The 26,727-nt window shown below is 64.2% G+C and carries 22 protein-coding genes; 7 read left to right on the top strand and 15 right to left on the bottom strand.

Features of this window, described 5'->3' with window-relative positions; genetic code table 11:
* Nucleotides 1-121: 121 nt before the first annotated feature.
* From YUU_RS0136885 to YUU_RS0136870, 4 genes are all read right to left on the bottom strand, one after another.
* The gene (locus tag YUU_RS0136885; protein WP_027526828.1) at nucleotides 122-2,656 is read right to left on the bottom strand and encodes a branched-chain amino acid ABC transporter ATP-binding protein/permease; all 2,535 of its coding nucleotides are present in this window, start codon (nucleotides 2,654-2,656) and stop codon (nucleotides 122-124) included.
* Nucleotides 2,653-3,528 carry a branched-chain amino acid ABC transporter permease gene (locus YUU_RS0136880; RefSeq protein ID WP_027526827.1) on the bottom strand — a complete coding sequence of 292 codons (876 nt, stop codon included), beginning with the start codon at nucleotides 3,526-3,528 and terminating at the stop codon, nucleotides 2,653-2,655. The genes YUU_RS0136885 and YUU_RS0136880 overlap by 4 nt, the downstream gene beginning before the upstream one ends.
* 86 nt (nucleotides 3,529-3,614) lie before the next feature.
* Nucleotides 3,615-4,859: an ABC transporter substrate-binding protein gene (locus YUU_RS0136875; RefSeq protein WP_084801721.1), complete on the bottom strand. Its 1,245-nt coding sequence runs from the start codon at nucleotides 4,857-4,859 to the stop codon at nucleotides 3,615-3,617.
* A 144-nt stretch (nucleotides 4,860-5,003) separates the two neighbouring features.
* Nucleotides 5,004-5,912, bottom strand: a complete 909-nt coding sequence (locus YUU_RS0136870) for an IclR family transcriptional regulator (protein ID WP_027526825.1) — start codon at nucleotides 5,910-5,912, stop codon at nucleotides 5,004-5,006.
* Between the two features lie 205 nt (nucleotides 5,913-6,117).
* Between YUU_RS0136870 and YUU_RS0136860 the strand changes: the two genes are divergently transcribed.
* The 3 genes from YUU_RS0136860 to YUU_RS0136850 are packed head-to-tail and all read left to right on the top strand — an operon-like array spanning nucleotide 6,118 to nucleotide 9,066.
* A complete protein-coding gene (locus YUU_RS0136860) occupies nucleotides 6,118-7,917 on the top strand; it encodes a thiamine pyrophosphate-binding protein (protein WP_051390085.1) in 1,800 nt (599 codons plus the stop codon).
* A 42-nt stretch (nucleotides 7,918-7,959) separates the two neighbouring features.
* Nucleotides 7,960-8,664: an SDR family oxidoreductase gene (locus tag YUU_RS0136855; protein WP_027526823.1), complete on the top strand. Its 705-nt coding sequence runs from the start codon at nucleotides 7,960-7,962 to the stop codon at nucleotides 8,662-8,664.
* A gap of 18 nt (nucleotides 8,665-8,682) precedes the next feature.
* Nucleotides 8,683-9,066 carry a cupin domain-containing protein gene (locus tag YUU_RS0136850; protein WP_027526822.1) on the top strand — a complete coding sequence of 128 codons (384 nt, stop codon included), beginning with the start codon at nucleotides 8,683-8,685 and terminating at the stop codon, nucleotides 9,064-9,066.
* Nucleotides 9,067-9,216: 150 nt separating this feature from the next.
* Here the strand turns inward: YUU_RS0136850 and YUU_RS0136845 are convergent, their stop codons facing one another.
* Both YUU_RS0136845 and YUU_RS0136840 read right to left on the bottom strand, forming a co-directional pair.
* On the bottom strand, nucleotides 9,217-9,687 hold the full coding sequence (locus YUU_RS0136845; RefSeq protein WP_027526821.1) for an NUDIX domain-containing protein: 471 nt from the start codon (nucleotides 9,685-9,687) through the stop codon (nucleotides 9,217-9,219).
* Nucleotides 9,688-9,792: 105 nt separating this feature from the next.
* Nucleotides 9,793-10,773 (bottom strand): lytic transglycosylase domain-containing protein, encoded by a 981-nt coding sequence (locus YUU_RS0136840; protein WP_027526820.1) that lies wholly within the window; start codon nucleotides 10,771-10,773, stop codon nucleotides 9,793-9,795.
* A 185-nt stretch (nucleotides 10,774-10,958) separates the two neighbouring features.
* Between YUU_RS0136840 and YUU_RS0136835 the strand changes: the two genes are divergently transcribed.
* Nucleotides 10,959-11,993 carry a L,D-transpeptidase gene (locus YUU_RS0136835; protein ID WP_027526819.1) on the top strand — a complete coding sequence of 345 codons (1,035 nt, stop codon included), beginning with the start codon at nucleotides 10,959-10,961 and terminating at the stop codon, nucleotides 11,991-11,993.
* Between the two features lie 40 nt (nucleotides 11,994-12,033).
* On the opposite strand, the gene YUU_RS0136830 is transcribed toward YUU_RS0136835, so the two are convergent.
* Both YUU_RS0136830 and YUU_RS0136825 read right to left on the bottom strand, forming a co-directional pair.
* Nucleotides 12,034-12,330, bottom strand: coding sequence for a hypothetical protein (locus tag YUU_RS0136830; protein WP_245288211.1), 297 nt, complete (start codon nucleotides 12,328-12,330; stop codon nucleotides 12,034-12,036).
* A gap of 74 nt (nucleotides 12,331-12,404) precedes the next feature.
* On the bottom strand, nucleotides 12,405-13,262 hold the full coding sequence (locus tag YUU_RS0136825) for a VOC family protein (protein ID WP_027526817.1): 858 nt from the start codon (nucleotides 13,260-13,262) through the stop codon (nucleotides 12,405-12,407).
* A 128-nt stretch (nucleotides 13,263-13,390) separates the two neighbouring features.
* On the opposite strand from YUU_RS0136825, the gene YUU_RS0136820 reads away from it, so the two are divergent.
* The gene (locus tag YUU_RS0136820; RefSeq protein ID WP_027526816.1) at nucleotides 13,391-14,692 is read left to right on the top strand and encodes an FAD-binding oxidoreductase; all 1,302 of its coding nucleotides are present in this window, start codon (nucleotides 13,391-13,393) and stop codon (nucleotides 14,690-14,692) included.
* A 113-nt stretch (nucleotides 14,693-14,805) separates the two neighbouring features.
* On the opposite strand, the gene YUU_RS0136815 is transcribed toward YUU_RS0136820, so the two are convergent.
* Nucleotides 14,806-16,185: an ABC transporter substrate-binding protein gene (locus tag YUU_RS0136815; protein ID WP_027526815.1), complete on the bottom strand. Its 1,380-nt coding sequence runs from the start codon at nucleotides 16,183-16,185 to the stop codon at nucleotides 14,806-14,808.
* A gap of 217 nt (nucleotides 16,186-16,402) precedes the next feature.
* On the opposite strand from YUU_RS0136815, the gene YUU_RS52930 reads away from it, so the two are divergent.
* A complete protein-coding gene (locus tag YUU_RS52930) occupies nucleotides 16,403-18,241 on the top strand; it encodes an ATP-binding protein (RefSeq protein WP_035664396.1) in 1,839 nt (612 codons plus the stop codon).
* Nucleotides 18,242-18,274: 33 nt separating this feature from the next.
* Here the strand turns inward: YUU_RS52930 and YUU_RS0136805 are convergent, their stop codons facing one another.
* The 5 genes from YUU_RS0136805 to YUU_RS0136785 form a co-directional block, all read right to left on the bottom strand.
* Entirely contained in the window at nucleotides 18,275-19,900 is a 1,626-nt protein-coding gene (locus YUU_RS0136805; RefSeq protein WP_027526814.1) for an ABC transporter ATP-binding protein, read from the bottom strand.
* The gene (locus YUU_RS0136800) at nucleotides 19,897-20,727 is read right to left on the bottom strand and encodes an ABC transporter permease (protein WP_027526813.1); all 831 of its coding nucleotides are present in this window, start codon (nucleotides 20,725-20,727) and stop codon (nucleotides 19,897-19,899) included. Before YUU_RS0136800 ends, YUU_RS0136805 begins: the two co-directional genes overlap by 4 nt.
* Before the next feature lies 1 nt (nucleotide 20,728).
* Nucleotides 20,729-21,706, bottom strand: a complete 978-nt coding sequence (locus YUU_RS0136795) for an ABC transporter permease (RefSeq protein ID WP_027526812.1) — start codon at nucleotides 21,704-21,706, stop codon at nucleotides 20,729-20,731.
* A gap of 24 nt (nucleotides 21,707-21,730) precedes the next feature.
* On the bottom strand, nucleotides 21,731-23,347 hold the full coding sequence (locus tag YUU_RS0136790; RefSeq protein ID WP_027526811.1) for an ABC transporter substrate-binding protein: 1,617 nt from the start codon (nucleotides 23,345-23,347) through the stop codon (nucleotides 21,731-21,733).
* 150 nt (nucleotides 23,348-23,497) lie between these two features.
* Nucleotides 23,498-24,691, bottom strand: a complete 1,194-nt coding sequence (locus YUU_RS0136785; protein WP_027526810.1) for a urate hydroxylase PuuD — start codon at nucleotides 24,689-24,691, stop codon at nucleotides 23,498-23,500.
* Nucleotides 24,692-24,906: 215 nt separating this feature from the next.
* Between YUU_RS0136785 and YUU_RS0136780 the strand changes: the two genes are divergently transcribed.
* Nucleotides 24,907-26,220 (top strand): sorbosone dehydrogenase family protein, encoded by a 1,314-nt coding sequence (locus YUU_RS0136780; protein WP_027526809.1) that lies wholly within the window; start codon nucleotides 24,907-24,909, stop codon nucleotides 26,218-26,220.
* A gap of 325 nt (nucleotides 26,221-26,545) precedes the next feature.
* Here YUU_RS0136780 and YUU_RS0136775 read toward each other — a convergent pair.
* A partial coding sequence (locus tag YUU_RS0136775) for a transposase (protein ID WP_027521659.1) occupies nucleotides 26,546-26,727 on the bottom strand: 182 nt, incomplete at its 5' end.

Below are 26,727 nucleotides of genomic sequence, written 5' to 3'. Positions count from 1 at the left end.
CCGCGTGGATCACTTCAGGGATTTGGCAATGATGGCATTATGCCGGTGATTTGCCCGACGTGTCAAATTATTTCGGAAAATCGTAAGTCGTCCAACCGGCTGCCTGCGCGTCTCCGCTGGCCTACAGCCACAGGATCTGCTTGCGGTAGCTGAGGTCAGTCAGCAGCGGCTTGGCCGGGCCCCGGTGGAACACCGTGCCGCGCTCCAGCGCGAAGACGCGGTCGGCGAGGGCGAGCACGAGGTCGAGATTGTGCTCGACGATCACGATCGACATGTGCCGCCGGAGCTGGTCGAACACTTTGAACAGCTCGAGCGTCACCGCCGGCGCAAGTCCCTCGAAGGGTTCGTCGAGCAGCAGCAGGCGGACATTGCCGGACATCGCACGGGCCACCGCCACCATCTGCTGCTCGCCGCCCGAGAGATAGTCGGCCGCGACGTTCATGCGCTCCTTCAGCCGCGGGAAGGTGTGCAGGATCTGTGCCTCGTCCCACACCACGCCGTCGCTGCCGTCGGTCTTGCGGGCGAGGCGGCCGAGCGCGAGGTTCTCGCGCACGGTCATGCCGGCGAACAGGCCGCGGCCCTGCGGCACATAGCCGATGCCGCGGCGCGCGATGTCGGGCGCCGCCAGGTGCGCGATGTCCTCGCCACGATAGTCGATGCTGCCTGATGCCGCTGGGACCAAGCCGGCCAGCGTCTTCAGCAGCGTCGACTTGCCCGCGCCGTTGCGGCCCAGGAGCGCGACGATCTCGCCTTCGCGGACGTCGAGCGAGGCGTCGCTCAGGATGTGGCTCTTGCCGTAGAACGTGTTGACGCGCTCGAAGCGCAGGATCGGCTTTGCTTCGCTTGCGGTGTCGTCGTTGCGCTGATGCGCGACGGCGGGAATGCCGGTGCCGGTGTAGATCTCCTGCACCCTGAGGTCTGCGCGCACCGCCTCGGGGCAGTCCGACATCAAGACTTCGCCCTGGTTCATCACCGTGACGACGGCTGAGAAGCCGAGCACGCGATCGATGTCGTGCTCGACGATCAGCACCGGGATGTTGGCGGCGATGTTCGTGACGAGGCTGGAGACGCGCTCGCGCTCGGCGGCGGCAAGCCCCGCGAGAGGCTCGTCGAGCAGCAGCACCTGCGGCTTCGAGCCGAGCGCGATGCCCAGATCAACAAGCCGCTGCCCGCCATAGGAGAGTTCGCCGCCCTCGATCTCCTCGATGCCTTCAAGCCCGAGGAATTTGATCAGCTCCGCCGTCTCGGCGTGGATGTCGTCGTACGCGTCGATGTCGTTCCAGATGTTGAAGCGCATCGGCCGGCGCGCCTGAAGCGAGAGCCTTAAATTCTCGTAGATGGTCAGGCCGCGGAACAGGTTGGTGATCTGGAACGAGCGCGCCAGCCCCTGATGGCAGATCAGGTTCGACGGCACGCCCGCGACGTCGCGGCCGTTGAGACGGATGCTGCCCTGATCCGGCGCGTAGAGGCCGGAGACCAGGTTGAACAGCGTGGTCTTGCCGGCGCCGTTCGGCCCGATCAGTGCGTGAATTTCGCCGGCTCCGACGGTGATGCTCGCATCGTGCACGGCGCGGATCCCGCCGAACTTCTTCGAGACGCCGCTCACCTCCAGCACCGTCCCGGTCAGCGCTTGCGGCCGCAGGAAGGCCGGCAGCGGCAGGCCGTCATAGATCTTGCGCCGGCTCATCGCGGCCGACTCTTCGCCGGGAGGGTGGACGCGACGCATGATCAAGGTGCCGATGCCGACGAGGCCGCCAGGCGAATACATCACGAAGGCGACGAAAGTGATGCCGAACCAGAACAGCCAGTCCGACGTCCAGATCGAGAACAGCTCGCGGAACAGGATGAAGAACAGCGCGCCTAACGCCGGGCCCAGCATGCTGCGCATTCCGCCGATCACGACCATCGCAAGCAGCTCGCCGGCGAACGGCACCGAGACGGCCTCGGCCGAGACGAGATAGTTCAGGAACGCGATCAGCGCGCCGGCAATGCCCGTGACGACTGCCGAGACCACGAAGACCGCGAGCTTGTAGCGTTCGACCGGGTAGCCCTGGAACGTCGCGCGCAGCTGGTTCTCGCGGATCGCGACCAGCACATGGCCGAAGGGCGAGCGCACCAGGCGCAACAGGACGTAGAGCACGACAAGGCCGATGACGGCGACGACGGCGTAATAGGCGAGCGAATTGTCGAGATCGAGCGGGCCGATGTGGCCGCGCTTCAGTCCGCCGAGGCCGTCTTCGCCGCCGGTGAGGCTCGTCCAGCGGAACGCGGTCGTATAGACTAGCGCTGCGAGCGCCAGCGTCAAAAGTGAGAAATAGACGCCGCGCCGGCGCAGGATCAACGCGCCGACTACCACTGAAGCCGCGGCGACGACGAGCGTCGAGAGCAGCAACGGCAGCCAGATCTCGCCGGGGAAGAAGCGAAGCTGGATCAACCCGGCCGCGTACGCACCGACGCCGAACCAGGTGCTGTGGCCGAAGGAGACGAGGCCGGTATAGCCGATGCAGAGGTTGAGCCCCATGGTGGCGATCGCAAGGGCGATCACCCAGGTGCCGGTGTTGAGCGACAGGCCGAGGGCCCTGAGCACGAACGGCAGTGCGATGACGGCTGCGGCGGCGACCAGCAGCGGCTTCAGCTTGTCGAAGGTGGATGTCATTCGAACTTCTCGATGCGTTCGCCGAGCAGGCCGCGCGGGCGCACCAGCAGCACCAGGAACATCAGGATGTAGATCGAGGCTTCGCCCGCGGCCGGCTGGAAATGAATCGCGATGCCGCGCACGACGCCGACGAGGAGGGCGGCGATGACGACGCCCCAAAAGCTGCCGAGGCCGCCGATCACGACGACGACGAAGGCGACCGTCATGATCTCGGCGCCCATCGCCGGATGCACGGTGGTGATCGGCGCGAAGAAGGCGCCGCCGAGCGCAGCCATGCCGACGCCGAGCATGACGATTGTGGTCATGTAGGGCTGAAGGCGGATGCCGAGGCTAGCGACCATGTCCGGCCGCTGGATGCCGGCGCGCACCACGCGTCCGAACGAGGTCTTGTGCAGGAGCAGCCAGATGCCGACGAGCACCACTGCCACCACCGCCAATATCAGCAGGCGATAGCGCGAGAACAGGAAATCACCGAGGATGACCGAGCCGCGAAAGCTTTGCGGAATCTCGGCCGACACTGGCGCCGCGCCCCAGATCATGCGGATCGCCTGCTCGGCGACCATCGCAAGGCCGAAGGTCACGAGAAGACTGAGGATCGGGTCGGACGCATAGAACCGGCGCAGGATGAAGCGCTCGAAGACGATGCCGAGCAGCGCGACGGCGAGCGGCGAGATCACCACCGACGCGCCGAAGCCGAGATGGTGCGTCAGCTCGACGAAGACATAGGCGCCGAGCGCATAGAAAGCGCCATGCGCGAGATTGACGATGCCGCCGACGGAGAAGATCAGCGATAGTCCGAGCGCGATGAGGAGGTAATAGCCGCCGAGCACGAGGCCATTCACCACCTGTTCCAGCAAGAACTCGAACTGCATGTTGCATCCATCGCCTTGGCAAAAGCGGCGCCGGCTCTCCGCCGTCGCCGCTGGTGCCAACTGACCATTTTGCGCTAGAGCGCGCGTCAGGCCTTCATTTCGCAGGGGTTCTGTTCCCTGGTCGGATAGATCTGTTCCAGCGGATCGTTCGCTGCCGGCACGGCATCGCCCAGCACAAGCATGTCCCACTGGTCCTTCATCTGTTCCTTCGGCTTCACCGTGAACGGATAGGCCTCCTGCACGAGCTGATGGTCCCAGGAGCGGAAATAGGCCTTGCGCGCCTTGCCGATGTCGAACTGCGACTGTTTCTCGAAATAGGAGATCAGCTCGCCGCTGTCGGTCGATTTGGTCGTGTTGATCGCCTCCGCGAGCAGCTTCAGCGTGACGTAGTCGATCCAGGCGTGGTTCTCCGGCGGCTTGCCGTATTTCTTGCCGAAGGCGGCGACGAACGCCTTCGACGTCGGGTTGTCGAGCGTGTGATACCAGACCGTCGGCCAGGTGCCGCTGAGATTGCCGGCGCCCGCCGCCCAGGCATCGCCGGTGTTGAGATTGAAGCCGACCAGCGGATAGGGCAGGCCGAACTCGGCATATTGCTTGACGAGATTGGTGACCTGGTTGCCGGCGAGGTTGCAGCACACCACATCGGGCTTGGCCTGCCGCACCTTTAGAAGATACGGGCTGAAATCGGTGACGTCGGTCGCGATCAGCTCGTCGCCGATCAGGTTGGCCTCGTGCGTGCCGAAGAACGCCTTCGCGGCCTTCAGGAGGTCGTGGCCGAAGATGTAGTCGGCGGTGAGCGTGAAGAACTTTTTGCCCTTCACCATGCCTTTCTGCGAGAGCGCCGTGCCGACCGCATTGACCATCACGGTGTTGGGGATGTCGCAGTGGAATGAGTATTTGTTGCAGTTCTTGCCGCGCAGCGCGTCGGAGCGCGCACCGGTCGAGAAGAACACCTTCTTGTTGCGCTCAGCGACCTGCATGATGGTGAGCGAGGAGGCTGACGAGATTTCGCCGAGCAGCACCACGGCGCCGTCCTGCTCCAGCATGCGCTGCGCCTTGGTCGCGGCGGTCGCGGGGTTGATGGAGTCTTCCGAGAGCAGATCGATCTGCTTGCCCAGAATGCCGCCGGACTGGTTGATCTCCTCAGCGGCGAGCTTCACCCCGAGCTGGGCGTAGCCGCCGATCACGCCGAGAAAGCCCGTCAGCGGCGTCAGGTGGCCGATCCTGATCTTCTCCGCCTGGGCGCGCGCGATCGCGGGGAATCCGAGCGCGGATGCGCCGGCCAACGCCGCGCTCGCCTTCAACAATGTCCGTCGGCTGGTGCGGATCATTTCAAAGCCTCCTCCCCAGTGCATCGCGGTGTCCCCCTTCAGCATCGACATTGCGATATTGTGAGAGACGTTTTTTTAATGCGGAAGGATAATCCCGAACGGCATCGCCGGTGTCAACCGGCAAAATCACCGCTTGCGCGCGCCTTAGACTTTTTTCGCAGCCGGCTTGGACGCAGTTGTTTTGGCACCGAACTCCGCGGAGAGCCGGTTGGCCGCGACTTGTACGACCTGTGCGCTTGCATGCAGTGCCTGGTTCGACAATCGCCAGATCGGTCCGGAAATGCCGAGCGCCCCGATCACCTGTCCGGTGAAATCCAAAACCGGCACCGCAACGCAGCGCACTTCCGGATTGAACTCGCCGTCGTCGAAGGCAACGCCGGTACGCTGCACCTCGGCGATCTCGCGCATCAGCACGCCGGCATCGGTGATGGATTTGGGCGTCGACGGCTTCAGCTCGGCACGATCGAGGAAGCGCTTGAGCTGCTCGGGGCGGAGCGAAGCGAGAATGATCTTGCCGAGCGCAGTGCAGTGCGCAGGCCGGACCACGCCGACGCGGTCCGTGAGTTGGAACGCGCCGGGCCCGCTGGTCCGCGCGATGACGATCACGGCATCGCCCATGCGCACGGCAAAATGGCTACTTTCGCTGGTCTCGCGGGATAGAGCCTCCAGCACAGGCGTTGCGACATTGACCATCTCGATCTCGTCGAGCGCGGATGCGGCAAGCGCGAACAGCGGACGGCCGATGCGGTAGCGCTTGTTGTCCTTCTCCTGGCGGAGATAGCCGAGCGAGACCAGCGTTTTGGCGAGATGAAAGGTGGTCGAGTTGTGCAGGCCGACGAGCTTGCTCAATTCCGCAAGGCCGATCCCTTCGCGGTGGCGCGCAACCTCTTCCAGAATCGAGAAGGCGCGGCCGAGCGACTGCACGCCGCCGGCGCGCTGCTTGTCGTCGGCGTCGTCGCCATCCGCCTGTGTCGGCGGGACCAGTTTTGCAACGGCCGCCTTGCGCGGGCTTGCGGGCTTTTCGCTGGTGCTGGGCTTGGTGCGCGATCTCAAGGAAAAGGCCCCCCTTCGATGAATCCATCATGGCTCCAGTCCTGACACTAGCACGCGGCAGGCGCGGGGCACCGCGGGTTTCCCCAGAAGATAGACTATCACAATATAAATTGACGTACAGCATTATGAGAAATAGGGTGCCGGCGGCTCAACGATGGCCGCCGCGTCGAAGAAGAAGCCGTCGGGCCACAGGGAGACGAGTTGAATGTCGCGAAACATGCTCAACGGCGCCCAGGTCATTGTCGACTACCTGATCCAGGAGAAGGTGCCGCAGGTGTTCGGGCTCTGCGGCCACGGCAATATCCAGTTCATCGACGCGCTGTATGAGCGTTCGTCCGAGATCAAGACGATCTCGGTTCATCATGAGAGCGTCGCCGGCTTCATGGCCGACGTTTATTACCGCGTCTCCGGACGGCCGACCGCGACCTTCACCTCATGCGGGCCCGGCTCGGCCAATTTGCCGATCTCGCTTGCGAATGCCTTTCTCGATTCCGTGCCGTTCATGGCGATCACCGGCAACGTGCCGACCAGCCAGTTCAATCGCGGCGCGTTCCAGGAAATGTACCGGCACCATCAGGCCGACTTTCCCTCCACCGTGCGTTCGATCTGCAAGAAGGTGTTTCAGCCGACGCGCGGCGAGATGGTGCCGCTCGCGGTGCGGCAGGCCTGGAAGACCATGATCACGGGACGGCCGGGGCCGGTGGTGGTCGATGTTCCCTTCGACGTCTTCATGGAATCGGCCGCAGAAGAGGCGCCGAAGGCGATCGAGTGGAACGCCAACATCTCCAGCCGTTGCGGCGCCGATCCCGACGGTGTGGTCGAGGCCGTCGACATGCTGCTCTCGGCCGAGCGGCCGGTGATGCTGGTCGGGCAGGGCGTGCGTTACGGCGGTGCTGCGGACGAACTGCGTTGGCTCGCCGAGCGCTTGCAGATCCCCGTCGCAGCGTCGGCCTCAGGTCTCGGCGCGCTCGACGTCAACCATCCGCTGGCGCTCGGGCTCGTCGCCCGCGCGGGACATTACCAGGCCAATCATGCGACGCGTCAGGCTGATGTGCTGCTCGCGCTCGGTGTCCGCTTCGACGACCGCACCTCGAGCTCGTGGATTCCCGGTTATTCCTTCACCATCCCGCCGACGCGGCTCATCCACGTCGACATCGATCCCGAGGAGATCGGCCGCAATTATCCCGTCGCACTAGGGCTGATGGCCGACGTCCGCACCTTCCTGCGGCAGGTGCATGCCGAGCTCGATCGTCGCGATAACCTCTTCAGGAAATCCGATGCGCGCAAGAAATGGCTGGCGCAGATCGATGGCTACCGCAAGGAGTGGGACAGGTTCGTCGCGCCGGGATTCTCCGACGACACCACGCCGATCAACCCGCAGCGCGCCGCGGCCGAGATCGACAAGGCACTGCCGGAGGATGCGATCCTCGTCAGTGACATCGGCGTGCACCACAATTGGCTCTTGGGCTTCTGCAAGCCGAAGCGGCCGGATTCGCTGATCGGCTCGATGGGCTTTGGCCCGATGGGCTTTGGCGTCGCCGGCGTGATGGGCGCGAAGTTCGCCGCGCCCGATCGTCCCTGCGTCTCGGTGTGCGGCGACGGCGCCTTCTTCATGCACGCAAACGTGCTGGGTACCGCCGTCGAATATAATCTGCCCGTGGTGTGGGTGGTCTGGAACAACTACGCCTATGCCTCGATCCGCGGCTTGCAGCGCGGCTATCTCGGCGGCCGCGAGCTCGCGACCGACTTCAAGGACCCCGTCACGGGCGAGCGCTACAATCCCGATTTCGCGGCGATGGCGCGTTCCTGCGGCGTCGAAGGCGTGCGGGTGGATCGCGCCGCAGATATTGGCGAGGCCATCCGCAAGGGCATCGCCGCCAACAAGCCCTATCTCATCGACGTCGATATCGCCGCAGACGTCAACCCGGCCGGCGCCGGCGTGTGGGAGCTGCCGGGGCTTGGCCAAAGCAAGGCGGGCATCGGCACGCGCTATCAGCCGGACTGATCGCGCGGCTCGACTTTCAAGACAACAACAGGGGACACGGGAATGACGCTCGCAGGCAAGAAGGTCGTAGTGGTCGGCGGCTCCTCCGGCATTGGGCTCGCCACGGCCGAGCTCGCCAAGAAGCAGGGCGCCGACGTCATCATCGCCTCGCGCAACGCCGCAAAGCTCGACGCGGTCGCCGAGCGGTTGAATGTGATCGCGATTCCGGCCGACGTGACCAGCGACGAGAGCATCGCCGATCTGTTCCGCCGCACCGGCCCGGTCGATCACGTCGTGCTGACCGCGGCACAGCTCAAGACGGGTCCGTTCAAGACGGTCGCCATGGATGACGTGCGCAGCACGATGGAAGGAAAATTCTGGGGCGCATGGCGCGTGGCGCGCGAGGCAGAGATCAGGCCTGGCGGCTCGCTGACGTTGGTCACAGGCTTTCTCAGCCTGCGGCCGCGTCCGAATTCGGCGATCATTAGTGCAGCGAACGGCGCGCTGGAATCGCTCGCGCGTGCGCTGGCGCTCGAGCTCGCGCCGGTTCGCGTCAATGCGGTGTCGCCCGGTGTGATCGACACGCCGATCCGCGCTGCGATGCCCGAAGCGGTGCGGCGCGAAATGTTGGCAAAGACGGCCGCCGCGCTGCCGGTCGGCCGCGTCGGTGCAGCAGAAGACATCGCGCAGCAGATCCTGAGCTTCATGGCCAACGGTTTTGCCACGGGCTCGATCGTGTATGTCGACGGCGGCGCGCTCGTGAGCTGATCCGGAAGGAGTTCGACCATGGCAGACGAAACCAACGGCGCCTTCATCCGCCACATCGCCGAAGTGCCCTGGCGCGAATTCCCCAACCATTTCGGCGGCGCGCTGTCGAAGCCGCTGGTGATGCCGGAGAATGCAGGCTCGCGCCACATCGACTACCGGATCTCGATGTACCAGCCGATGGCCTATGTCGCCCGCCACCATCACAAGGTGCAGGAGCAGGTCTACCACGTGCTCGAAGGCGAGGGGCTGATGGAGATCGCCGGCAAGAACCATGTCGTGCGCAAGCACGACGTGATTTTTCTGCCGCCCGGTGTCGAGCACGCGATCTCGAACTCGGGCCTGGTCGATCTCGTGTTCCTCGTGGTCACCTCGCCGGTGACGGATGACGAGAAACCGGTCTGAGCGGGCAGCGTCGGAAGGGGAGGCGGTTTGCCACTGATTTGCCCGACGTGTCAAATGATTTCGTAAAAGGCGAAGTCAACCGGCCTCCGGCTACTTTGCATGGGGTCGTTTTCGAAGATTTTGTTTTGGGGGCAGGCGCGCCAGCGCGAGCTATCCCGAGCCGCCGCCAACGCGCTGCGCCAGCCGATCGAGCAGCGGACGCTGGCCGGCATTGATCTTCTCGCGTGCCGCATCGAGCGCGAACCATTCGGCGCGGTCGACCTCGGGAAAGCTCTGCCGCTTGCCGCTACGCGGCGGCCATTCGATCTCGAAGGTGTTGCTGCGAATGTTGTGCGGATCGATGTCGAACTCGGCGGCGAAGGCCGTGACGATCTTGCCGCCGCGCTGCTTGACCTGACCGAGCTCGATCAGCGGTGCCGTCAGCTCCGTTCCGAGCTCTTCAGCGAACTCCCGTCGTGCGGCTGCGTCGGCCTCCTGTCCATCGGCGTATTCGCCCTTTGGAATGGACCAGGCGCCGAAATCCTTGTTGCGCCAGAACGGGCCGCCGGGATGAACGAGGAGAACCTCTATACCCGGCGGCCGCATTCGGTAGGCGATGATCCCGGCACTCTTGGATGGCATCGCGGGTTCCGCGTTCGCGTTCTTGAGTTCCGTCCGGAATGATGGACGCCGCATTCAACGCAGAATCCGCGGGCACATCAACCGGTCGACGCGCGGGTCTGCGCGCTAGCTCGACGACCGCTCGCGCGATGCGATGCGAACGCGAGCCTTCGCGCCTCTGGCTGCACGCGCGGCGATCGTGCTGCGTGCCTTGCTGAGCCGCGCGGCACCCGCCGATGGCCTGCTTTTCCGGATCAGCAAGGCGAGCCGCTTGCGCCCCCCGTGAACCGCAAGCTGTGCGGCGGTCTCCGCAGCTTGCGCCTTCTGCAGCAGCGCGGTGACACCAGCCGTAGGCAATGCCGAGACGAATGCGACCTCTCTGGTCTTGGACAGCCCGCCGATGCCTTCGCACGGCGCTTCGCTGGGCAGATCAATGCGGATCGCGAGCATGTCGGCGTCCTCGATCCAGTCTTCCGCCTTGGTGCCGGTGATGATGCGGACGTAATCGCGTGTCTCGCGCGGAAGGGCGCTCTGCTTCGCCAGCCATTTCTGTATGCGGCCGCTTCCGGCGTTGTAGGCCGCTGCTGCGAGGCCAAGGTTGCCGAAATCATCCCGCAGCTTGCGCAGCAGCCTTGCGGACGCGGGCAGCGCCTTGAATGGATCGAAGGGATCGTCGAGCCCGACTTCGGCTGCGGTTTCCGGCATGAATTGCGCGACGCCTCGCGCCCCGGCGTGACTGACCTCGTTCGAGCGGAAGCGGCTCTCCTGCCAGATCAGGCGTGCAAAGAACGGGACCGGGATTTCGCTATTCTCGGCGGCCTCGCGCAGCGCGTGGCAGAATGCATCGTGCGGCGACTCCTCCACCTTGCGTTCGGTGGTGGTATCCGCTGGCGTGTCCGACGGGGGAGAACTCTCTTGTGCGCGTATCGTGTTCGACTGTTCGTCGGCCTTGGCACTTTCAAACAGCGCTGCCAAGGCTGAGGAGATTTGTTCGGATGGACTGGTTGCGAGGAGGAGATTGTTGGCGCGCGATGGCGGAGTGGCCGGTCCATCGAGGTCGAGCATCAGGACGAGGAACGCGGCGAGCGCCGCGAAAACAAATCGCATTGCTTGTGTGAACCTCAATTGTGGTGAGTTGGCTGCAAGTGCGCTGCCGATAGGGACTTTTTAAGGAGTCGATTGCGGCGAAGCTGCGATCTTTGCTGTTCCCCGCAGGAACACCGTATTTTCCTCGCTGAGGAACTTCATCGCGTCCCGTGACTTTACGGAGAATGTTAGGCTGAGGATGCAGCATGTTGCGATCCCTTGTCGCTGCGGTGCTCTCGTTCCTTGCGATGACGCCTGTCATCGCAGGTGGGCTCGATCCCGCTGCCATCAATGATGCAGCCATGCCGGCGAAGCCGACGGGCTCAGACAAGCCGAGCAGCTCCATCGTCAAGCTTCAGATCCTGCTCGATCGCGCGCACTTCTCTCCGGGCGAGATCGACGGCAAGCTTGGCGAGAACGCGCAGAAGGCCCTGTCCGCGTTTGCCGAAGCAAATGAGCTCAATCTCGACAAGACGATCACGCCGGATCTCTGGGACAAGCTCACGGCGACGAGCGACGGTCCGGCCATCGTCGATTACAAAATCACCGAAGCGGACGTGAAGGGACCGTTCCTCATGAAGCTGCCGGCGAAGATGGAGGACATGAAGAGCCTGGAGGCGCTGAGCTACACCAGCCCGCGCGAGGCGCTCGCCGAGAAATTCCACATGAGCGAGGCGTTGCTCAACGCGATCAACCCTGGGAAAAAGTTCGACATGGCAGGCGAGACGATCGCCGTTGCAAACGTCATCGGTCAGCAGAATGCGATGCCGGTCGCGCGCGTCGAAATCGACAAGGCGCGGCAGACGCTGAAGGCATTTGACGCAAGCGGAAAGCTGCTCGCGTTTTATCCTGCGACGGTCGGCAGTTCAGAGAAGCCGACGCCGAGCGGCACGCTGAAAGTGACGGCCATCAATCGAAATCCGACCTATCGCTACAATCCGGATTACAGGTTCAAGGGTGTGAAATCGAAAAGACCTTTCACGATCAAGCCCGGTCCGAACAACCCTGTCGGCTCGACCTGGATCAACCTGTCCGCCGAAGGCTACGGCATTCACGGCACCCCCGATCCCGGCAAGGTGAGCAAGTCGGCCTCGCACGGTTGCATCCGACTGACCAACTGGGATGCGCTGACACTCGGTGCGAACATCAAGCGTGGAACGCCGGTGGTCTTTCTGGATCGGCCGGGAGAAGCGATAGCCCCTGCGCAGAGCCGGCCGCTGGCAAGGAGCTCGCGGACGTAACGTGCTTGCCGGCTGATCGTCGACCTCAGCAGACGGGTGGCTAGCCCTTCGGAAAGTCCTTGCGCATCGCGATCTCGGCGGCGTCGCCCGGCGACAGAACAGTCTGGTCGAAGGCCGGCTGCGGCCTCGTCATGATGTCGTAGAGCGAGATGCCCTTGATGGGTTTTGCCAGCAACTCGCGCACGCATTCGGCGAGCGTGCCGTTGTAGACGAGATAGGGCGGACCCCTGTCTTTGAGGCGCTGGCCCTTCAGCGACGGCCACTTCTTCAGTTCGGCCGGCGCATCATAGGCGATACGCGCGCCTTCTCGAAATGAGCCTTCTCTAAACATGCGCATTGAGCCCCCGGCGGCTTGATCCGCTGGAAATCTAGGGCCGCGGGGTAAAACGCTTGTTAAAGAATTAGCTCAAATCAGCCGGCAACGAAGGCGAGCAGGGTGCCGTTGGCCGCGGCCGGCGCCACGCAGATCGCGGCGCCGCTGCGCGTGGCGGCTGCACCGAGCGCCTTCTCGGTCGCCAAGAGATCGCCGCTCGCCAGCACGAGTGCGGCACCGCCTCGTTCGGCAAGACCTGCGAGCGACACGCCGGGATAGCGCTTGCCAAGCTGGTCGAGCGTCAGGAATACGAAATCGGCGCGGTCGCCGCCGGAGGGCACGGTCACCGCGCCGTCGGCTTCGGCTTTTGCCTCGCGGTCGATCAGGCGCGACAGATGCGCGGCGTCCTTCGCAGGCTCGGGGCTCGCGATCAGGACCTGCTTCAGCCGCTTCGCTCCGTTGGCGTGCGTCATCAGTTCGGGAATCCACACCGTCTCGCGCGTCTTGTGCTGGCAGGCGAAGATGCGCACGCCGCCCGGCGCTTCCGCCACCGGCCAGTGGAAGACGCGAAATTTCGCCGCCGACACGGTGCCGTTTGGCAGCGTCACCGGCCGCTCGAAATCGACCGGGCCGACCGGAGGAAATCCGTGCGCGCGGATCTCCTCCGCTCCGGCCGTGGAGTCGACCGCGGTAAAGGCGATGCGCTCGATGCCCTCGCCGTGCTTTTCGAGAAAGGCGCGCGCCGGAGCATTTTGTTCCGTCGGTGCGAGCACTCCGAGCAATTCCATATAGTCGGGGTCGAACATGATGGTGTAATTGCCCGATCCCATATGCGCGCTGTGGGTGCCGCGCGGCGAGACGGTGAAGCCGAGCCGCTTGTAGTTTTCTGCGGCCTTGTCGAGATCCTTCACCATGACCACGGCGTGGTCGATTCCGATGACGTTTATGAGGGCCACTTGATTTCCCCGGCATGAATGGGTGGATTAGGCTGGCGAGCACGACAACGCACCCGCAAGCGGCTGTCAACTGCGACAGCCGCAGATGCGGTATCTCGTGACGCTTGGACAATTTGGAAAGATTGATGATGAGTGGTTCAACCGTCACCTGGCCGCATTCGCTGTGGGCCGCGGTCACGCCGAACGGGCCCGAATTGCCGGAGCTGATTGGAGCTGAGAAGGCGGATGTGGTCGTGGTCGGCGGCGGCTTCACGGGGCTGTCGACGGCGTTGCACTTGCGCGAAGCCGGCGTCGATGTCGCGATCGTAGAGGCGGCTGAGCCGGGCTGGGGCGCCTCCGGCCGCAACAACGGCCAGGTGATCCCGACTTTGTCGCGTCCCGATCCCGAGGACATCATCGCGCGGCACGGCGCGGTGGGCGAGCGCTTCGTGCATCTGTTGCGCGACAGCGCATCGACGCTGTTCGAGGTGGCGCGGCGTTATGGCATCGAGGCCGAACAGGAGCAGGCGGGCTGGGTGCAGCCGGTGCATTCGCCCGGCCGCATCAAGATCGCCGAGCGGCGGGTACGGCAATGGTCGAAATTCGGCGCGCCCGTCGAACTGCTCTCGCGCGAGCAGGTGAGGGACATGCTGGGCTCGGAGGCCTGGTATGGCGGCTTCTGGAACAGGACAGGCGGCCACATCAATCCGCTGGCGCTGGCGCGCGGACTGGCGCGCAGCGTGCTCGGCCTCGGCGCGCGCATCTACGCACGCTCCCCGGCTACGAGTTTTGAGCGGCGCAACGATAAATGGGTGGTGAAGACGGAAAAGGGCGAGATCTCCGGCCGTGCACTGGTGATGGCGACCAATGCCTATAGCGGCGAATTCTCGAAACAGCTCGTGCCCGACATCGCGCATGAGGTGATGCCGGTGCTGTCCTGGCAGATGGCGACGCAGCCGCTGTCGGACAACGTCAGGAAGACCATCATTCCGGCGCGGCAGGCGATGTCGGATACCCATGGCGAGCTCTATTTCGCCCGTTACGACGCGCGCAACCGGCTCATCACCGGCGGTGCCGTGATCGGGCCCGGCAACAAGGCGGAGCGGCTGAAGGCGCGCGTCGCCGAGCGCTTGCAGCGGCTCTGGCCGCAGATCGGCGAGGTCAACTTCGACTATGTCTGGAACGGCTATGTCGGCATGACCTCGGATTTCCTGCCACGGATCCACAAGCTCGGGCCGGACGCCTATGGCTGGACCGGCTGCAACGGCCGCGCGGTGGCGCTGACGATCCCGCTTGGCGATCAGCTTGCGAAAGCCGTGCGCGGCGTGCCGGACGGCGAGCTCGCGCTGCCGTTCACCAATCCGGTGCCGATCCCGGCGCATGGCCTGATGCGCAAGCTCGCGCCGCTGATGCTGCTGGTCTACCGGCGCCGCGACGCGCGCGAGATCTAAAGGCGCGATCCGGAAAAGTGTGCAGCGGTTTTCCGGAAAGATCATGCGCGAATAAAGCGCTAGAGCGCGATGATGACTCATCGCGCTCGCGCGCGGCGCGATCGCCGCGGCTACTATCCGCGGATCGCCGCATTCGCGCGTTCGGCGGCGACGGGCATCACCGCCTTCGCCGTCTTGTTGCCCGAGACCACTTCATTGACGCCGATCATGAAGGCGTCCAGGAGGCGCCGCTGTTGCGGATGGAACAGGATCGCCTTGGCGCGCTCGACATCGGCGTTCTGCAAGTTCGCCAGCGCTGCTTCGGCTGCCTGCGCGCCAAAGGCGTCCTTGAAGCCCTTGCTCGACCAGGCGGAGACGCGTGTCGTCGCAAGACCCGCAGCGGCAGTTTGCAGCGAGGTCGGCCTGCTCGTCGCCCAGAGCAGGAACAGGAACGCGGCCCGCTTGTTCTGCGACTTTGAATTCACGCAGGCCTGCCAGTGCGACATGAAGGGGACGGGCGTCTTGCCGGGAAGGTGCGGGAAGGGTGCAAACCCCGCCTGCTTGGCGACGCGGCTCTTCCCCGGATTGGAGATGTCAGTGGCGAAGTTGCTGCTGTCGATCGCCATTGCGGCTCTCGCCTGGAGGAAATCGTCGAGCACCTGATACCATTCATAGGTGCCAACATTTGCAGGTCCTGCCTGGCTGAGCAGCCGCGCGTACATGTCGATGGCCTCGATCGCCTCGGGACTGCCGAAGGCGGCCGTGCCGTCCTTGTTGACCATGGACCCGCCGTAAGAGAACACGAAGCCCATCGCCGGCGGGGTCGAATTGCCGCCGGCCTGTGCCCGCATCGCAATTCCCGCCATGTCGCTGCTCTTGACCGCCTTGGCGGTTGCGAGCAACTCGTCGAAGGTCTGCGGCACCGGCAGGTTCTTGGCCGCCAATGCATCGGTGTTGATGAACAGCGTCATCGCCTCGGAGGTGATGGGGACGGCGTAGCGCTCGCCGTCGGACCAAACCGGAAAAGCGCGTGCGGTCTTCAGGAGATCACTCTCGTCATACCAGGCGGGATCGGCCAGCGACTTGTTGGCGTAATGGGCGTTGAGCGGCTCGAGCCATCCGCCCGAGATGCCTTGGCCATAGGTCGTGAACATGAATACGTCAGGCGTATTGCCGCCGCGCGCGAGCAGAACCGGGATCGCGCTCAAATAGGTGGTCTCAAGCTGGAAGTCGGTGACGACCTTGATGCCGGTGAGCTTGGTGAATTCCGGCAGCAGTGGCGTGATCGCGCTCGACCACGGATGGATCGCGCCCATCAGCGTGATCGTCTGCCCCGCAAATTGCTTCCAGTCGATCTTGGCATTGGCATAGTCCGCGCTGGCCTCCTCGGCGAGACTGCTCCGCGGCCACGTCGTGAGGGCCGGCACGATGATTCCTGCCATGCCCAATGTCTTGATGAAGCTGCGCCGGCTGGTCGGTGCTCGGCCGTTACGCGAGTTTTCATTTGGCGCCATCTTGATGCTCCTCGTTGCGGTCAGTCGTTCACAACTCGCAACCTGTGACGCGCCCCGGCTTCGTCAAAGCCGAATGATCAACTCCGAAGCCGGAGTAACATGCGGAGAATATTGAGTTTCCGGTTCCCCAATGCGGGGCGGTTCATGCTATTATTCTAGCCATGCTCTGGCCTTGGCACCAGAAAATGCGCCTGCGAGCATGGAAGACTTAGCGCCAATGTCAATCCTTGCTTCGGGCCATATCTTGCGGTGGTTTGCACGGCCGCTGATCCCAGTGGTCGCGGGGCTCGTCATTCTGCTCGCAGTGACCGGGATTCTCGGCCTGCGCTACTGGCGCGATCGGGAGGCGCTCAATGTTTCGCTCACGCACAGCCGCAACGTGTTCGAGACGTTCGATCGTCTCAAAGCGATCATCGCCGACCTGGAAGCCGAAAGGCACGGGTATCTGCTCACTCTCGACCCGGCCTATCTGAAGGCTTACGGCGTCTCTGACGAAAGCGTGCGACGGCAGGCCGAGGCGCTGCAGGCGCTCGTCGCGAAGGATCCGTTGCAGAGCCTTCGCGCCGAGCATCTTGCCTTGACCCTTTCGGCGAAGCTCAAGGAGATCGACGACATCGTCAAGACGGCGGCGCGCGAATCCGGGCTGGCGGCGCTGGCGATGATTCGCGGCATGGAAGACATCCGATCGCAAATCGATTTGATGGTCGATCAGGAACGGCTCCGCCAGGTCGATCTCGACAAAGCCGCCGACGAGCTCGAGCAGCGCAGGACCCGGCTCACCATCGCGACTGTCGTTTTCGTCGTCGCTTTGGCCGGTGCGGCGCTGGCGCTGGCGCGCATCGAGGCGAGACGGCGGCGGATGGCGACCGAGGAGAACGTCCAGCTCCAGAGCGACCTCCTCGCGCGCGACACGAAGATCCGGCGCCTGTTCGATTCCAACATCATCGGGATCATCATCTGGGATCTGGAGGGACGCATTTTCGAAGCCAACGATGCGTTCTTGAGGATCGTCGGATATGACCGCGAGGACCTTGCCGCGGGCCGTCTGCATCGCGCCACGCTCACACCGACCGAATGGCATGGCCACGACGCGCAGCACGTCGCCGAGCTCGAGCGGATCGGGACCGTCCAGCCGTTCGAGAAGGAGTATTTTCGCAAGGACGGCAGCCGCGTGCCGGTCCTGATCGGTGGAGCAATGTTCGAGGACAACAGAAGCCAGGGCGTCGGCTTCGTTCTCGATCTGAGCGAGCTCAAGCGGGTGGAGGCCGAGGCGCGCGAGAACGAGCGGCGCTATCGCGAGGCCCTGATGGAGCTCGCGCACACCAACCGCGTCACGACCATGGGCGAGCTGACCGCATCGATCGCTCACGAAATCAGCCAGCCGATCGCTGCCACTGTGGCGAACGCGCGAGCCGGGTTGAACTGGCTCGGCGCGCGGCCGCCCAATCTGGACGAAGTCGGACAGACGCTGGGCTGGATCATCAGCGACGGCATGCGGGCCAGCGATATCATCAGCCGAATCCGTGCCCTCATCAAGAACGCGCCGCCGCAGATGGAGGACCTGGAGATCAATCAGCTGGTGCGCGAGGTCATGACCTTGACGCACAGCGAAGTGCTGAAGCACGACGTCACGGTGCGGATGCAGTTCGCCGAAGGCTTGCCACCCGTCCAGGCGGACCGGGTTCAGCTCCAGCAGGTGGTTCTCAACCTGATCATCAATGCCGTCGAGGCGATGAGTCACGTCCGCGGAGGCGCGCGCGAGCTGTTCATCTCCACCGGCAGGAACGATACGAACGGCGTCGTCATCAGCGTACGGGATTCCGGCCCTGGGCTCGATCCGAAGAGCGTGGGCCGCGTGTTCGAGCCGTTCTACACCACCAAGTCTGAAGGCATGGGGATGGGGCTCGCCATCTGCCATTCGATCATCGAGGCACATGGCGGGAAGATGTGGGCCGGGGCGAACGAACCGCGAGGGGCGGCGTTCCAGTTCACCCTGCCTCTGGCCCAGGAGACCGCGCGCATGGGTAAGGCCGCTCCGGCGCCGGCATTGGGCTAAAGCGCCGCGGCCAAATGGCGCAAGTCCGCTCCGTTACACGGCCGCCTGATGCTCCCGTGCGAACGCGCCGCCCGGGACCGAGGCGAGCAGCGCCTGGGTGTAGGTATGTTGCGGCCGACCGAACACGTCAGCCACCAGCCCGTGCTCGACGATCTCGCCGTCCTTCATGACCGCGACGAGGTCGCAGACCTGCGCCGCAACGCGCAGGTCGTGGGTGATGAAGACGATCGAGAGCCCGAGCCGTTCGCGCAATTCGCCGAGCAGTTTCAGGACCTGTGCCTGCACCGACACGTCGAGCGCGGATACCGGCTCGTCCGCGATCAGGACGTCCGGCTTGAGTGCAAGCGCGCGTGCGAGCCCGATGCGCTGGCGCTGGCCGCCGGAGAATTCGTGCGGGAAGCGGTCGCCGGCAGATGGGTCGAGCCCGACCAGCGCGAACAGCTCCCTGGCTTCAGTCATGGCGATCGCGCGCGGCGTGCCGTGGACGATCGGACCCTGTGCGACCAGCTCCGCAGCCTTGCGCCGTGGATTGAGCGAGGCGAAGGGGTCCTGGAACACCATCTGGATGTGACGGGTTTCGCGGCGGATCTCGTCGCGCGGCAGCTTCGCCCAATCCTTGCCGTCGAGCAGGATCGCGCCGTGGTCGGGATCGATCAGACGCACGATGCAGCGCGCCAGCGTCGACTTGCCCGAGCCGGACTCGCCGACGATGCCGAGCGTCGCGCCCTTGGGCAGCGTCAACGACGCGTCCTTCACCGCCGCGGTAACACGCGCACCGCGGCCGAGAAAGCCGCCGGTGCGATAGGTCTTGGCAACGTTGGTGATGGTGAGGATGCTGTCCGATGACAGCGGCCGCGGCGGCGGCGCCGTCAGCGGCGGGACGGCGGCGATGAGCTGCTTCGTGTAGGCGTGGGCCGGGCGGTTCAGCACGTCATCGGCCGTGCCTTGTTCCACGATCTTGCCGTGCTGCATCACCACGACCCGGTCGGCGATCTCGGCGACGACACCGAAATCGTGAGTGATGAACAGCACCGCCGTCTTCTTGCGCTGCTGGAGATCGCGGATCAGCTTCAGGATCTGCGCCTGCGTGGTGACGTCGAGCGCGGTGGTCGGCTCGTCCGCGATCAGCAGCTTTGGGTCGAGCGCCAGCGCCATCGCGATCATCGCACGCTGGCGCTGGCCGCCGGAAAGTTCGTGCGGATAGGCCTTGGCCGCAGCCCTCGGATTGGGGATGCGGACGTCTTCGAGCAGCGACAGCACCCGCGCGCCGATCTGCGCCTTGGAGAGATCGGTGTGGATCCGGAACATCTCTGCGATCTGGTCGCCGACGGTGCGCAGTGGATTGAGCGCGGTCATCGGCTCCTGGAAGATCATGGCAATACCGGCGCCGCGCACCTCGCGCATCGCGGCCGGCTCGGTCGTGCAGAGATCGCGGCCGTCGAACATCATTCGGCCGGCCTCGATTCCGACCTCGCCCGGCAACAGCCGCATGATGGCGTTGGCCATCATCGACTTGCCGGAACCGGATTCGCCGACGACGCAGAGGATCTCGTTCGAGGCGATCGACAGCGACACGTCGTTCAGCGCATGCGAGCGATCGGCGCCCCTCGGCAGGAGGACGCTGAGGCCTTCCAGCGAGAGGACCGGTGCGTCGCTCATCGGCTCTTCAGCCTCGGATTGAGCGCATCGTTCAGGCCCTGGCCGACCAGCGAGACCGCGAGCACGGTGACGAGGATGGCGATGCCGGGAATAGCCGAGACGTACCACTGCACGCGCAGAACGTCGCGCCCGAGACCGATCAGGTTGCCCCATGATGCGACGTTGGGATCAGAGAGCCGCAGGAAAGCGAGCGCGCTCTCGAGCAGGATCGAGAGTGCCATCACCACGCTGGCATAGACGATCACCGGCGGCAGCGCGTTGGGCAGGATCTCGCCGAGGATGAGCTGGAGGTCCCTCATGCCGAGCGTGCGCCCCGCCTGCACGAATTCGCGGTTGCGCAGCGACAGGAACTCGGCGCGGGTCAGCCGTGCCGGCGCCGGCCAGGACACGATGCCGATCGCGATCGTCACCGTCGTCAGCGTGGAACCGAACACGGCGACCAGCACCAGCAGCAGCACGAAATTCGGCAGTGTCTGGAAGGCTTCCGTGATCCGCATCAGGATATTGTCGACCCAGCCGCCATAGTAGCCGGCAAATGCCCCGATCAGCGTGCCGATGGCAACGGCGATCACGGTGGCGACGCCCCCGATCAGCAGCGAGATCCGCGCGCCGTAGAAGATCTGCGCCGCGATATCGCGTCCCGAATTGTCGGTGCCGAGCGGGAAGCGTGGATTGGTGAACGGCCACACCAAGGGACGACCGGCGAGCGCCAGCGGATCGCGCGGATAGAGCACGCCGGCCGAGATCGCCATCGCGATCACGGCGAGCAGGAGCACGAGGCCGATCACGGCCGCCGGGCTGCGGAAATAGCGCTTTGCGGCGTCCATCTCAGCCCTCCGCCGAGATGCGCGGGTCGAGCCGCGCGTAGAGGAGGTCAACGACGAAGTTGACGACGATGACCAAGAGCGCCGAGACGAAGACGATGCCGAGCAGCGTGTTGAGATCGCGCTGGATCACGGATTCATAGGCGAGCCGCCCAAGGCCCGGCAGCGAGAACACGCTCTCCACCACCACCGAGCCGCCGAGCATGGTGCCCGCCTGCAGGCCGATCAGCGTCACCATCGGCAGCAGCGCGTTGCGCAGCACGTGTTGCGTGACGACGCGGGTCTCGTCGAGGCCCTTGGCGCGCGCGGTGCGGACATAGTCGAGGTTCAAGACCTCGAGCATCGAAGCGCGCATGATGCGCAGGTAGATCGCAAGGAAGATCAGCCCGAGCGTCAGCGTCGGTAGGATGAGGTGGCGCGCGATGTCGATGATGCGGAAGATGCCGGTCCGCACCTCGCCGATGTCCTCGAAGCCACCGGCGGGAAGCCATTGCAGATAGATCGAGAACGCGACGATGGCCATCAGGCCGAACCAGAATGAGGGCGTGGCGTAAAAGATCAGGCCGAGCGTCGAGATCAGCGTATCGGGCCATTTGTTGACGGCGCGCGAGGCGATCACGCCGAACACCAGGCCAAAGAAGAACGCGAAGGACAGCGAGGCCGTCATCAAGAGGATGGTCGGCGGCAGCCGTTCCATGATCACGGTCGCGACCGGCTTGCCGTAGATCGATGAGAAGCCGAGATCGAGGCGCACCAGGTGCCAGAGATAGTTGGCGAGCTGTGCCGGGACCGAGAGGTCGAGGCCGTAGAACTTACGCAGCTCGTGCGCGGTCGCGGCATCGCCGCCACCCATCTGCGCCATCAGCGCGTCGACGGTGTCTCCCGGCGCGAGTTGCAGCAGCAGGAAGACGCCGATCAGGATCAGGAACAGGGTCGGGATCGAGGCGGCGAGCCGCCGCCCCGCAAGGCCTATGATGCGCATAGCATCATCTTGACGAAAAACGGATCACGCGGAAAGCCAAAGATCGTGCCAGCTCGACGAGCCCCAGCGCGGTGTGTTGGAGTGGTTGCGCACCTTGGCCGTGATCACGGTGACGAAGATCTGCTCGATCGGCATCCAGACCGGCAGCTCCGTGTTCACCTCCTTGACGAACTCGGCATAGAGCGCCTTGCGCTTGGCGGGATCAAGTTCGGTCAGGGCATTGTCGATAGTCTGGTCGACCTGTTTGTCCTCCCAGCCCCACTGGTTGGTCCACGGCGCGCCACTAGGCTGGCCGGAGCGGTACCACACCGTGGTCGAGACGGCGGGGTCGTTACGATATTGATGCCAGCCGGTGGCAAGATCGAAGGCGTGCTCGTCGTAGACCTGCTTGAGGAAGCCGCCACCGTCATTGCGCACGATGTCGACGGTGATGCCGACATCCTTCAGCGACTGCTGGATGAAGGTCGACCACAGCGAGATGTCCTCGCCCCAGGGCGCAGGCAGGAGCTTCAGCGAGAAGCGTGCGCCGCCGGCGCCCGCCTTGTAGCCGGCCTCATCAAGAAGCGCGGCCGCCTTGGCCTTGTCGAACGGATATTGCGGCGTGCCCGTGCCGGGATAGAAGTCGGTCGAGGTCGACGGAATCGGACCGGTACCGAGCTTGGCGAAATCGCCCAGGAAGTTGTCGATGAAGAAGGGTACGTCGATCGCATGTGCAATCGCGCGGCGCACGCGGATATCGGACAATTCCTTGCGACGGAAGTTGAACTCGATGGTGTTGGTACGCGCGTTGCCTTCGTTGCCCTTGGTGGTGACGATGAAGCGCTTGTCCTTCCCCAATCGCGCCATGTCGGAGATCGTCAGGCTCGAGAACGGGCAATATTGCAGTTCGCCGGCTTCGAGCTGGGCTGCGGCAGCTGAACGATCGGTGATCACCTTCCAGACAATGCGGTCGAGATAGGGCGCATTGGGCCGCCAGTAGTCGGGGTTGCGGTCGGCGATGATGTATTGGCCGCGCTCATATTTCACGAACTTGAACGGGCCGGTGCCGACCGGCGCGAGATTGACTGGGTTCTGCCTGATGTCGCCGTTCTCATAGAGATGCTTCGCGGAGATATAGCCGAGATCGGGCAGCGCCCGGAGCAACAGGTTCAGCGGCATCGGCCGCTCGTAGCGGAATACGGCCGTCTGCGGATCCGGCGTATCGACGGCGGTGAGGAAGAGCTGCAGCGTCGAGCCGTAGTTCAAAATCTTCTTCCACATGTTCATCGCGGTGAACGCGACGTCTTCGGACGTGAAAGGCTTGCCATCGTGCCAGGTGATGCCCTTGCGCAGCTTGAACGTGATGGTTTTGCCATCGGGCGAGGACTCCCAGCTCTCGGCGAGCACGCCGACCGGCTTGCCGTCGGCGTCGAGATCGACGAGGCTCTCCTGGATCTTGCCGCTGATGATGTAGACGCCGGTGGAAGCCTGGATGCTCGGATTGAGCTGGCGCTGCTCGGCGCCGTAGTGGACGTTGAACACGCCGCCCTTCTTCGGGGTCTCCTGCGCAAACGCCCGCATCGGGTTGATGACGTTGGCGGCGATTGCCGCCGAGGTCAGGAGCGCCGTGCGGCGGTTGATTTCGAGGCGGGACAAATCCATACGACGTCTCCAAAAACGACTTGAGGGCCGGAGCTGGCGGCCGCACGGTCCCTATCTACGCCGGAGCGGCGTTCAAGTCATTTTGAAATGGTCTGCGATTGCGGAATATCCTTCCGCAAAAGGTTGCATGGATACGTTGGCGCAAACGCGTCAGCGATCGGTTTGCATGATATAGGCGGCCAGCACCGCACGCTCCTCGCCGGTCATCTCGGTGATGTTGCCCGGCGGCATCGCGCTGGACCATGCAGCGACGCGTCCGATCAACCTGATGTTGCGCTGGATGTGCTGGGGTGCATCGAGCAGGATGCCCTTTGGCGCGGTGACGATGCCGGACCACACGGGTTCTGCGGCATGGCACATGCTGCAGCGGGACATCACGATCTCCTCGACATTGGCGAGCGTCGGCTGCGCGGCAAGCGCGCCTGTCTTCACCTCGCGCGGGCCGGCGGCGGAGAGAAAGCCGATCGCGATCACGCCGACCGCTGCGACGCCCCACACCCACCAAGGCGATTTGCGTCCCGCATGGCGCTCGTTGAAGAAGTGCCGGATCACCGGCCCCAGCGCCAGCACGATCGCGACGATGATCCAGTTGAAGCGCGTTGCGTAGAGCAGGGGATAGTGGTTGCTGATCATCAGCACGACGACGGGGAGCGTCAGATAGTTGTTGTGGACCGAGCGCTCCTTGCTGGTCTTGCCGAGTCTGGGATCGGGCGATTGTCCCGCGATCAGAGCGGCGACGATTTTCTTCTGATTGGGGATGATCACCGCGAAAACGTTGGCCACCATAATTGTGCCGATGATCGCGCCGATCTGGTTGAACGCGCCGCGGCCGCTCAGCACATGCGTGAAGGCATAGGTCAGCGCGACCAGGAACAGATAGCCGCCGATCGCAAAGCCGAGCTCGCGCTGGGCAAGGCCCGTGCGGCAGGCGATCTCGTAGAGCAGCCATGCCAGTGCAAGGCTGCAGAAGCTGAACAGGCCTGCCTGGATTGGCGTTAGGTCGAGGATCGACTTGTCGACCAGGAAGAGATCGGCGTCGAGATAATAGACCACCACCATCAGCGCGAAGCCGGAGAGCCAGGTGGTGTAGGCTTCCCATTTGAACCAGGTCAGCTCCTCCGGCATCTGGCTTGGGGCCACCAGATATTTCATGATCCGGTAGAAGCCTCCGCCATGCACCTGCCAGGCTTCGCCCTGCACGCCGTCAGGCAGGTCGCGCTTCGGCTTCAGGCTGAGGTCGAGATGGATGAAGTAGAAGGAGCTGCCGATCCATGCGATCGCTGCCACCACATGCAGCCAGCGCAGGAGCAGGCTCGCCCATTCCGAGATGATGGATCCCCACATGCTTACCCCATACGTCGCGACGTCGATGCCGCAGCTTTGATGACCGCAACCGGCGGCCGCGCCCTTACAATGTGTCGCACCGATCGATGGGATTTTCCAGCAGGACGGTATTACGCATTGCACATCCTGCGGGCATGAGCTGATGTGCGATTCGGCACTCGAAGGCTGCGGAGGAACTCGTGACGAAGCATCTTGGACGGCCGGCCAAGCCCGCATTGACGTCCGCATTGTTCGTGGCTGTCATCGGCACGGTTGCGTCGGCTGAGCCCGTGCTGAAAGGCAAGGAGGCTTTCGGCAGTTGGCGATCCGACAAGCCGGGCACCGTCAGGCTGATCCGGCCGCAGGATCTTCCGGCACCGGGCGCATCGCGATCGGCCGCCAATGCTTCGTCCGTGGTAGCGCGGCCCGCCGAAGCGACGCCCCTCGTGCCAGAGGGGTTCAAGATCGAGCTGCTTGCCGAAGGGCTTTCAGGTCCGCGCATCCTGCGGGTCGCGCCGAACGGCGACATCTTCCTTGCAGAGACGAGGGCAGGGCGCATCCGCGTGCTGCGCGCGGAAGGCGCGAAGATCGTGGCGAATGAGATCTTTGCCAGCGGGCTGAACCGCCCGTTCGGCATCGCCTTCTTTCCGAACGGCGACAATCCGCAATGGGTCTATGTCGCCAACACCGACGGTGTCGTCCGTTTCGCCTATCGTAGCGGCGACCTCAAGTCATCCGGCAAGCCGGAGACGGTCGTCGCGAACCTCGCGCATGGCACCGGCCATTCCACCCGCGACATCGTCTTCACGCCTGATAACAAGCGCATGTTCGTCTCGGTCGGCTCGGCCGGCAATGCCGGCGAAGGCATGGGCAATCCGCCTGGCGGGCTCGAGGCGTGGTCACGTGCGCAGCCGCTCGGTGCGCCCTGGGGCTATGAGGCGGATCGCGCAGCGGTGCTGGCCTTCGATGCGGACGGCAAGAACAGAAAGTTCTACGCCACCGGCATACGTAACTGCGTCGGCCTAGCCATCGAGCCGCAGAGCGGCCTGCCCTGGTGCTCGACCAACGAACGGGACGGCCTGGGCGACGATCTCGTGCCGGATTACGTGACGAGCGTGCGGGAGGGCGCGTTCTATGGCTGGCCGTGGTTCTATATCGGCGCCAACCAAGACCCGCGCCATGCCGGCGCGCGGCCCGACCTGAAGGACAAGGTCACGATTCCCGACGTGCTGCTCCAGCCGCATTCCGCGTCGCTCGGCATGACGTTCTATCAGGGCAGCAATTTCCCGGCCGACTATCAGGGCGACGCCTTCGCCGCCGAGCACGGCTCATGGAACAGGTCCAAGCGCACCGGCTACAAGGTCATCCGGATCAAGATGAAGGACGGCAAGCCGACAGGCGAGTACGAGGATTTCGTCACCGGCTTCGTCGTCAACGACAGCGACGTGTGGGGCCGTCCGGTGGGTGTCGCGGTGGCCAAAGACGGTGCGCTGCTCATCTCGGAAGACGGCAACGGCACGATCTGGCGCGTGACGCGCGCGCCGCAATGACGCTGGACCCTCCCCGACAAGGGGAGAGCTTGAAGCACACACGCCAAGTGCGCGATGCGCGTTGCTGCGCCCTCTCCCCTTGTGGGAGAGGGCAATTCGACTGGTAGACGCGATCGCAATGGGGTGAGGGTTCTGTCTCCGCGAGCGATTCATTTTTGCAGTTCAGCCAGCGGATAGACACCCCTCATCCGGCGCTTCGCGCCACCTTCTCCCACAAGGGGCCTGTTGCGTTACTGGCTTTTGAGGCCAAGACAGGTCAGGGAAGAAGCTAGTTGTCGGAGTAGCGGGCCGACGATGGAGCGGCTCATGCTCCTCGGCGGGCGGTTCACGCAGCGATTGCGGCCCACCGCCTCATGTTGAACGCGATGGAGGCGAGCAGAACCTGCCCGTTTGCCTTGATGAGGCCGACGTATCGGATGCAAGTCAATCGCATGCGGCGTTTGAGGGTGGCGAAGGTCGTCTCCACCTGCGCTCGCCGTCGTGCGATGAGAAGGTTGTAGCGTTTGA

Origin of the sequence: Bradyrhizobium sp. Ec3.3 (assembly GCF_000472925.1) — a bacterium.
GTDB lineage: Bacteria > Pseudomonadota > Alphaproteobacteria > Rhizobiales > Xanthobacteraceae > Bradyrhizobium.
Note: the sequence above shows the minus strand (reverse complement) of the source record. Positions and strands in the feature narration are given on the sequence as shown.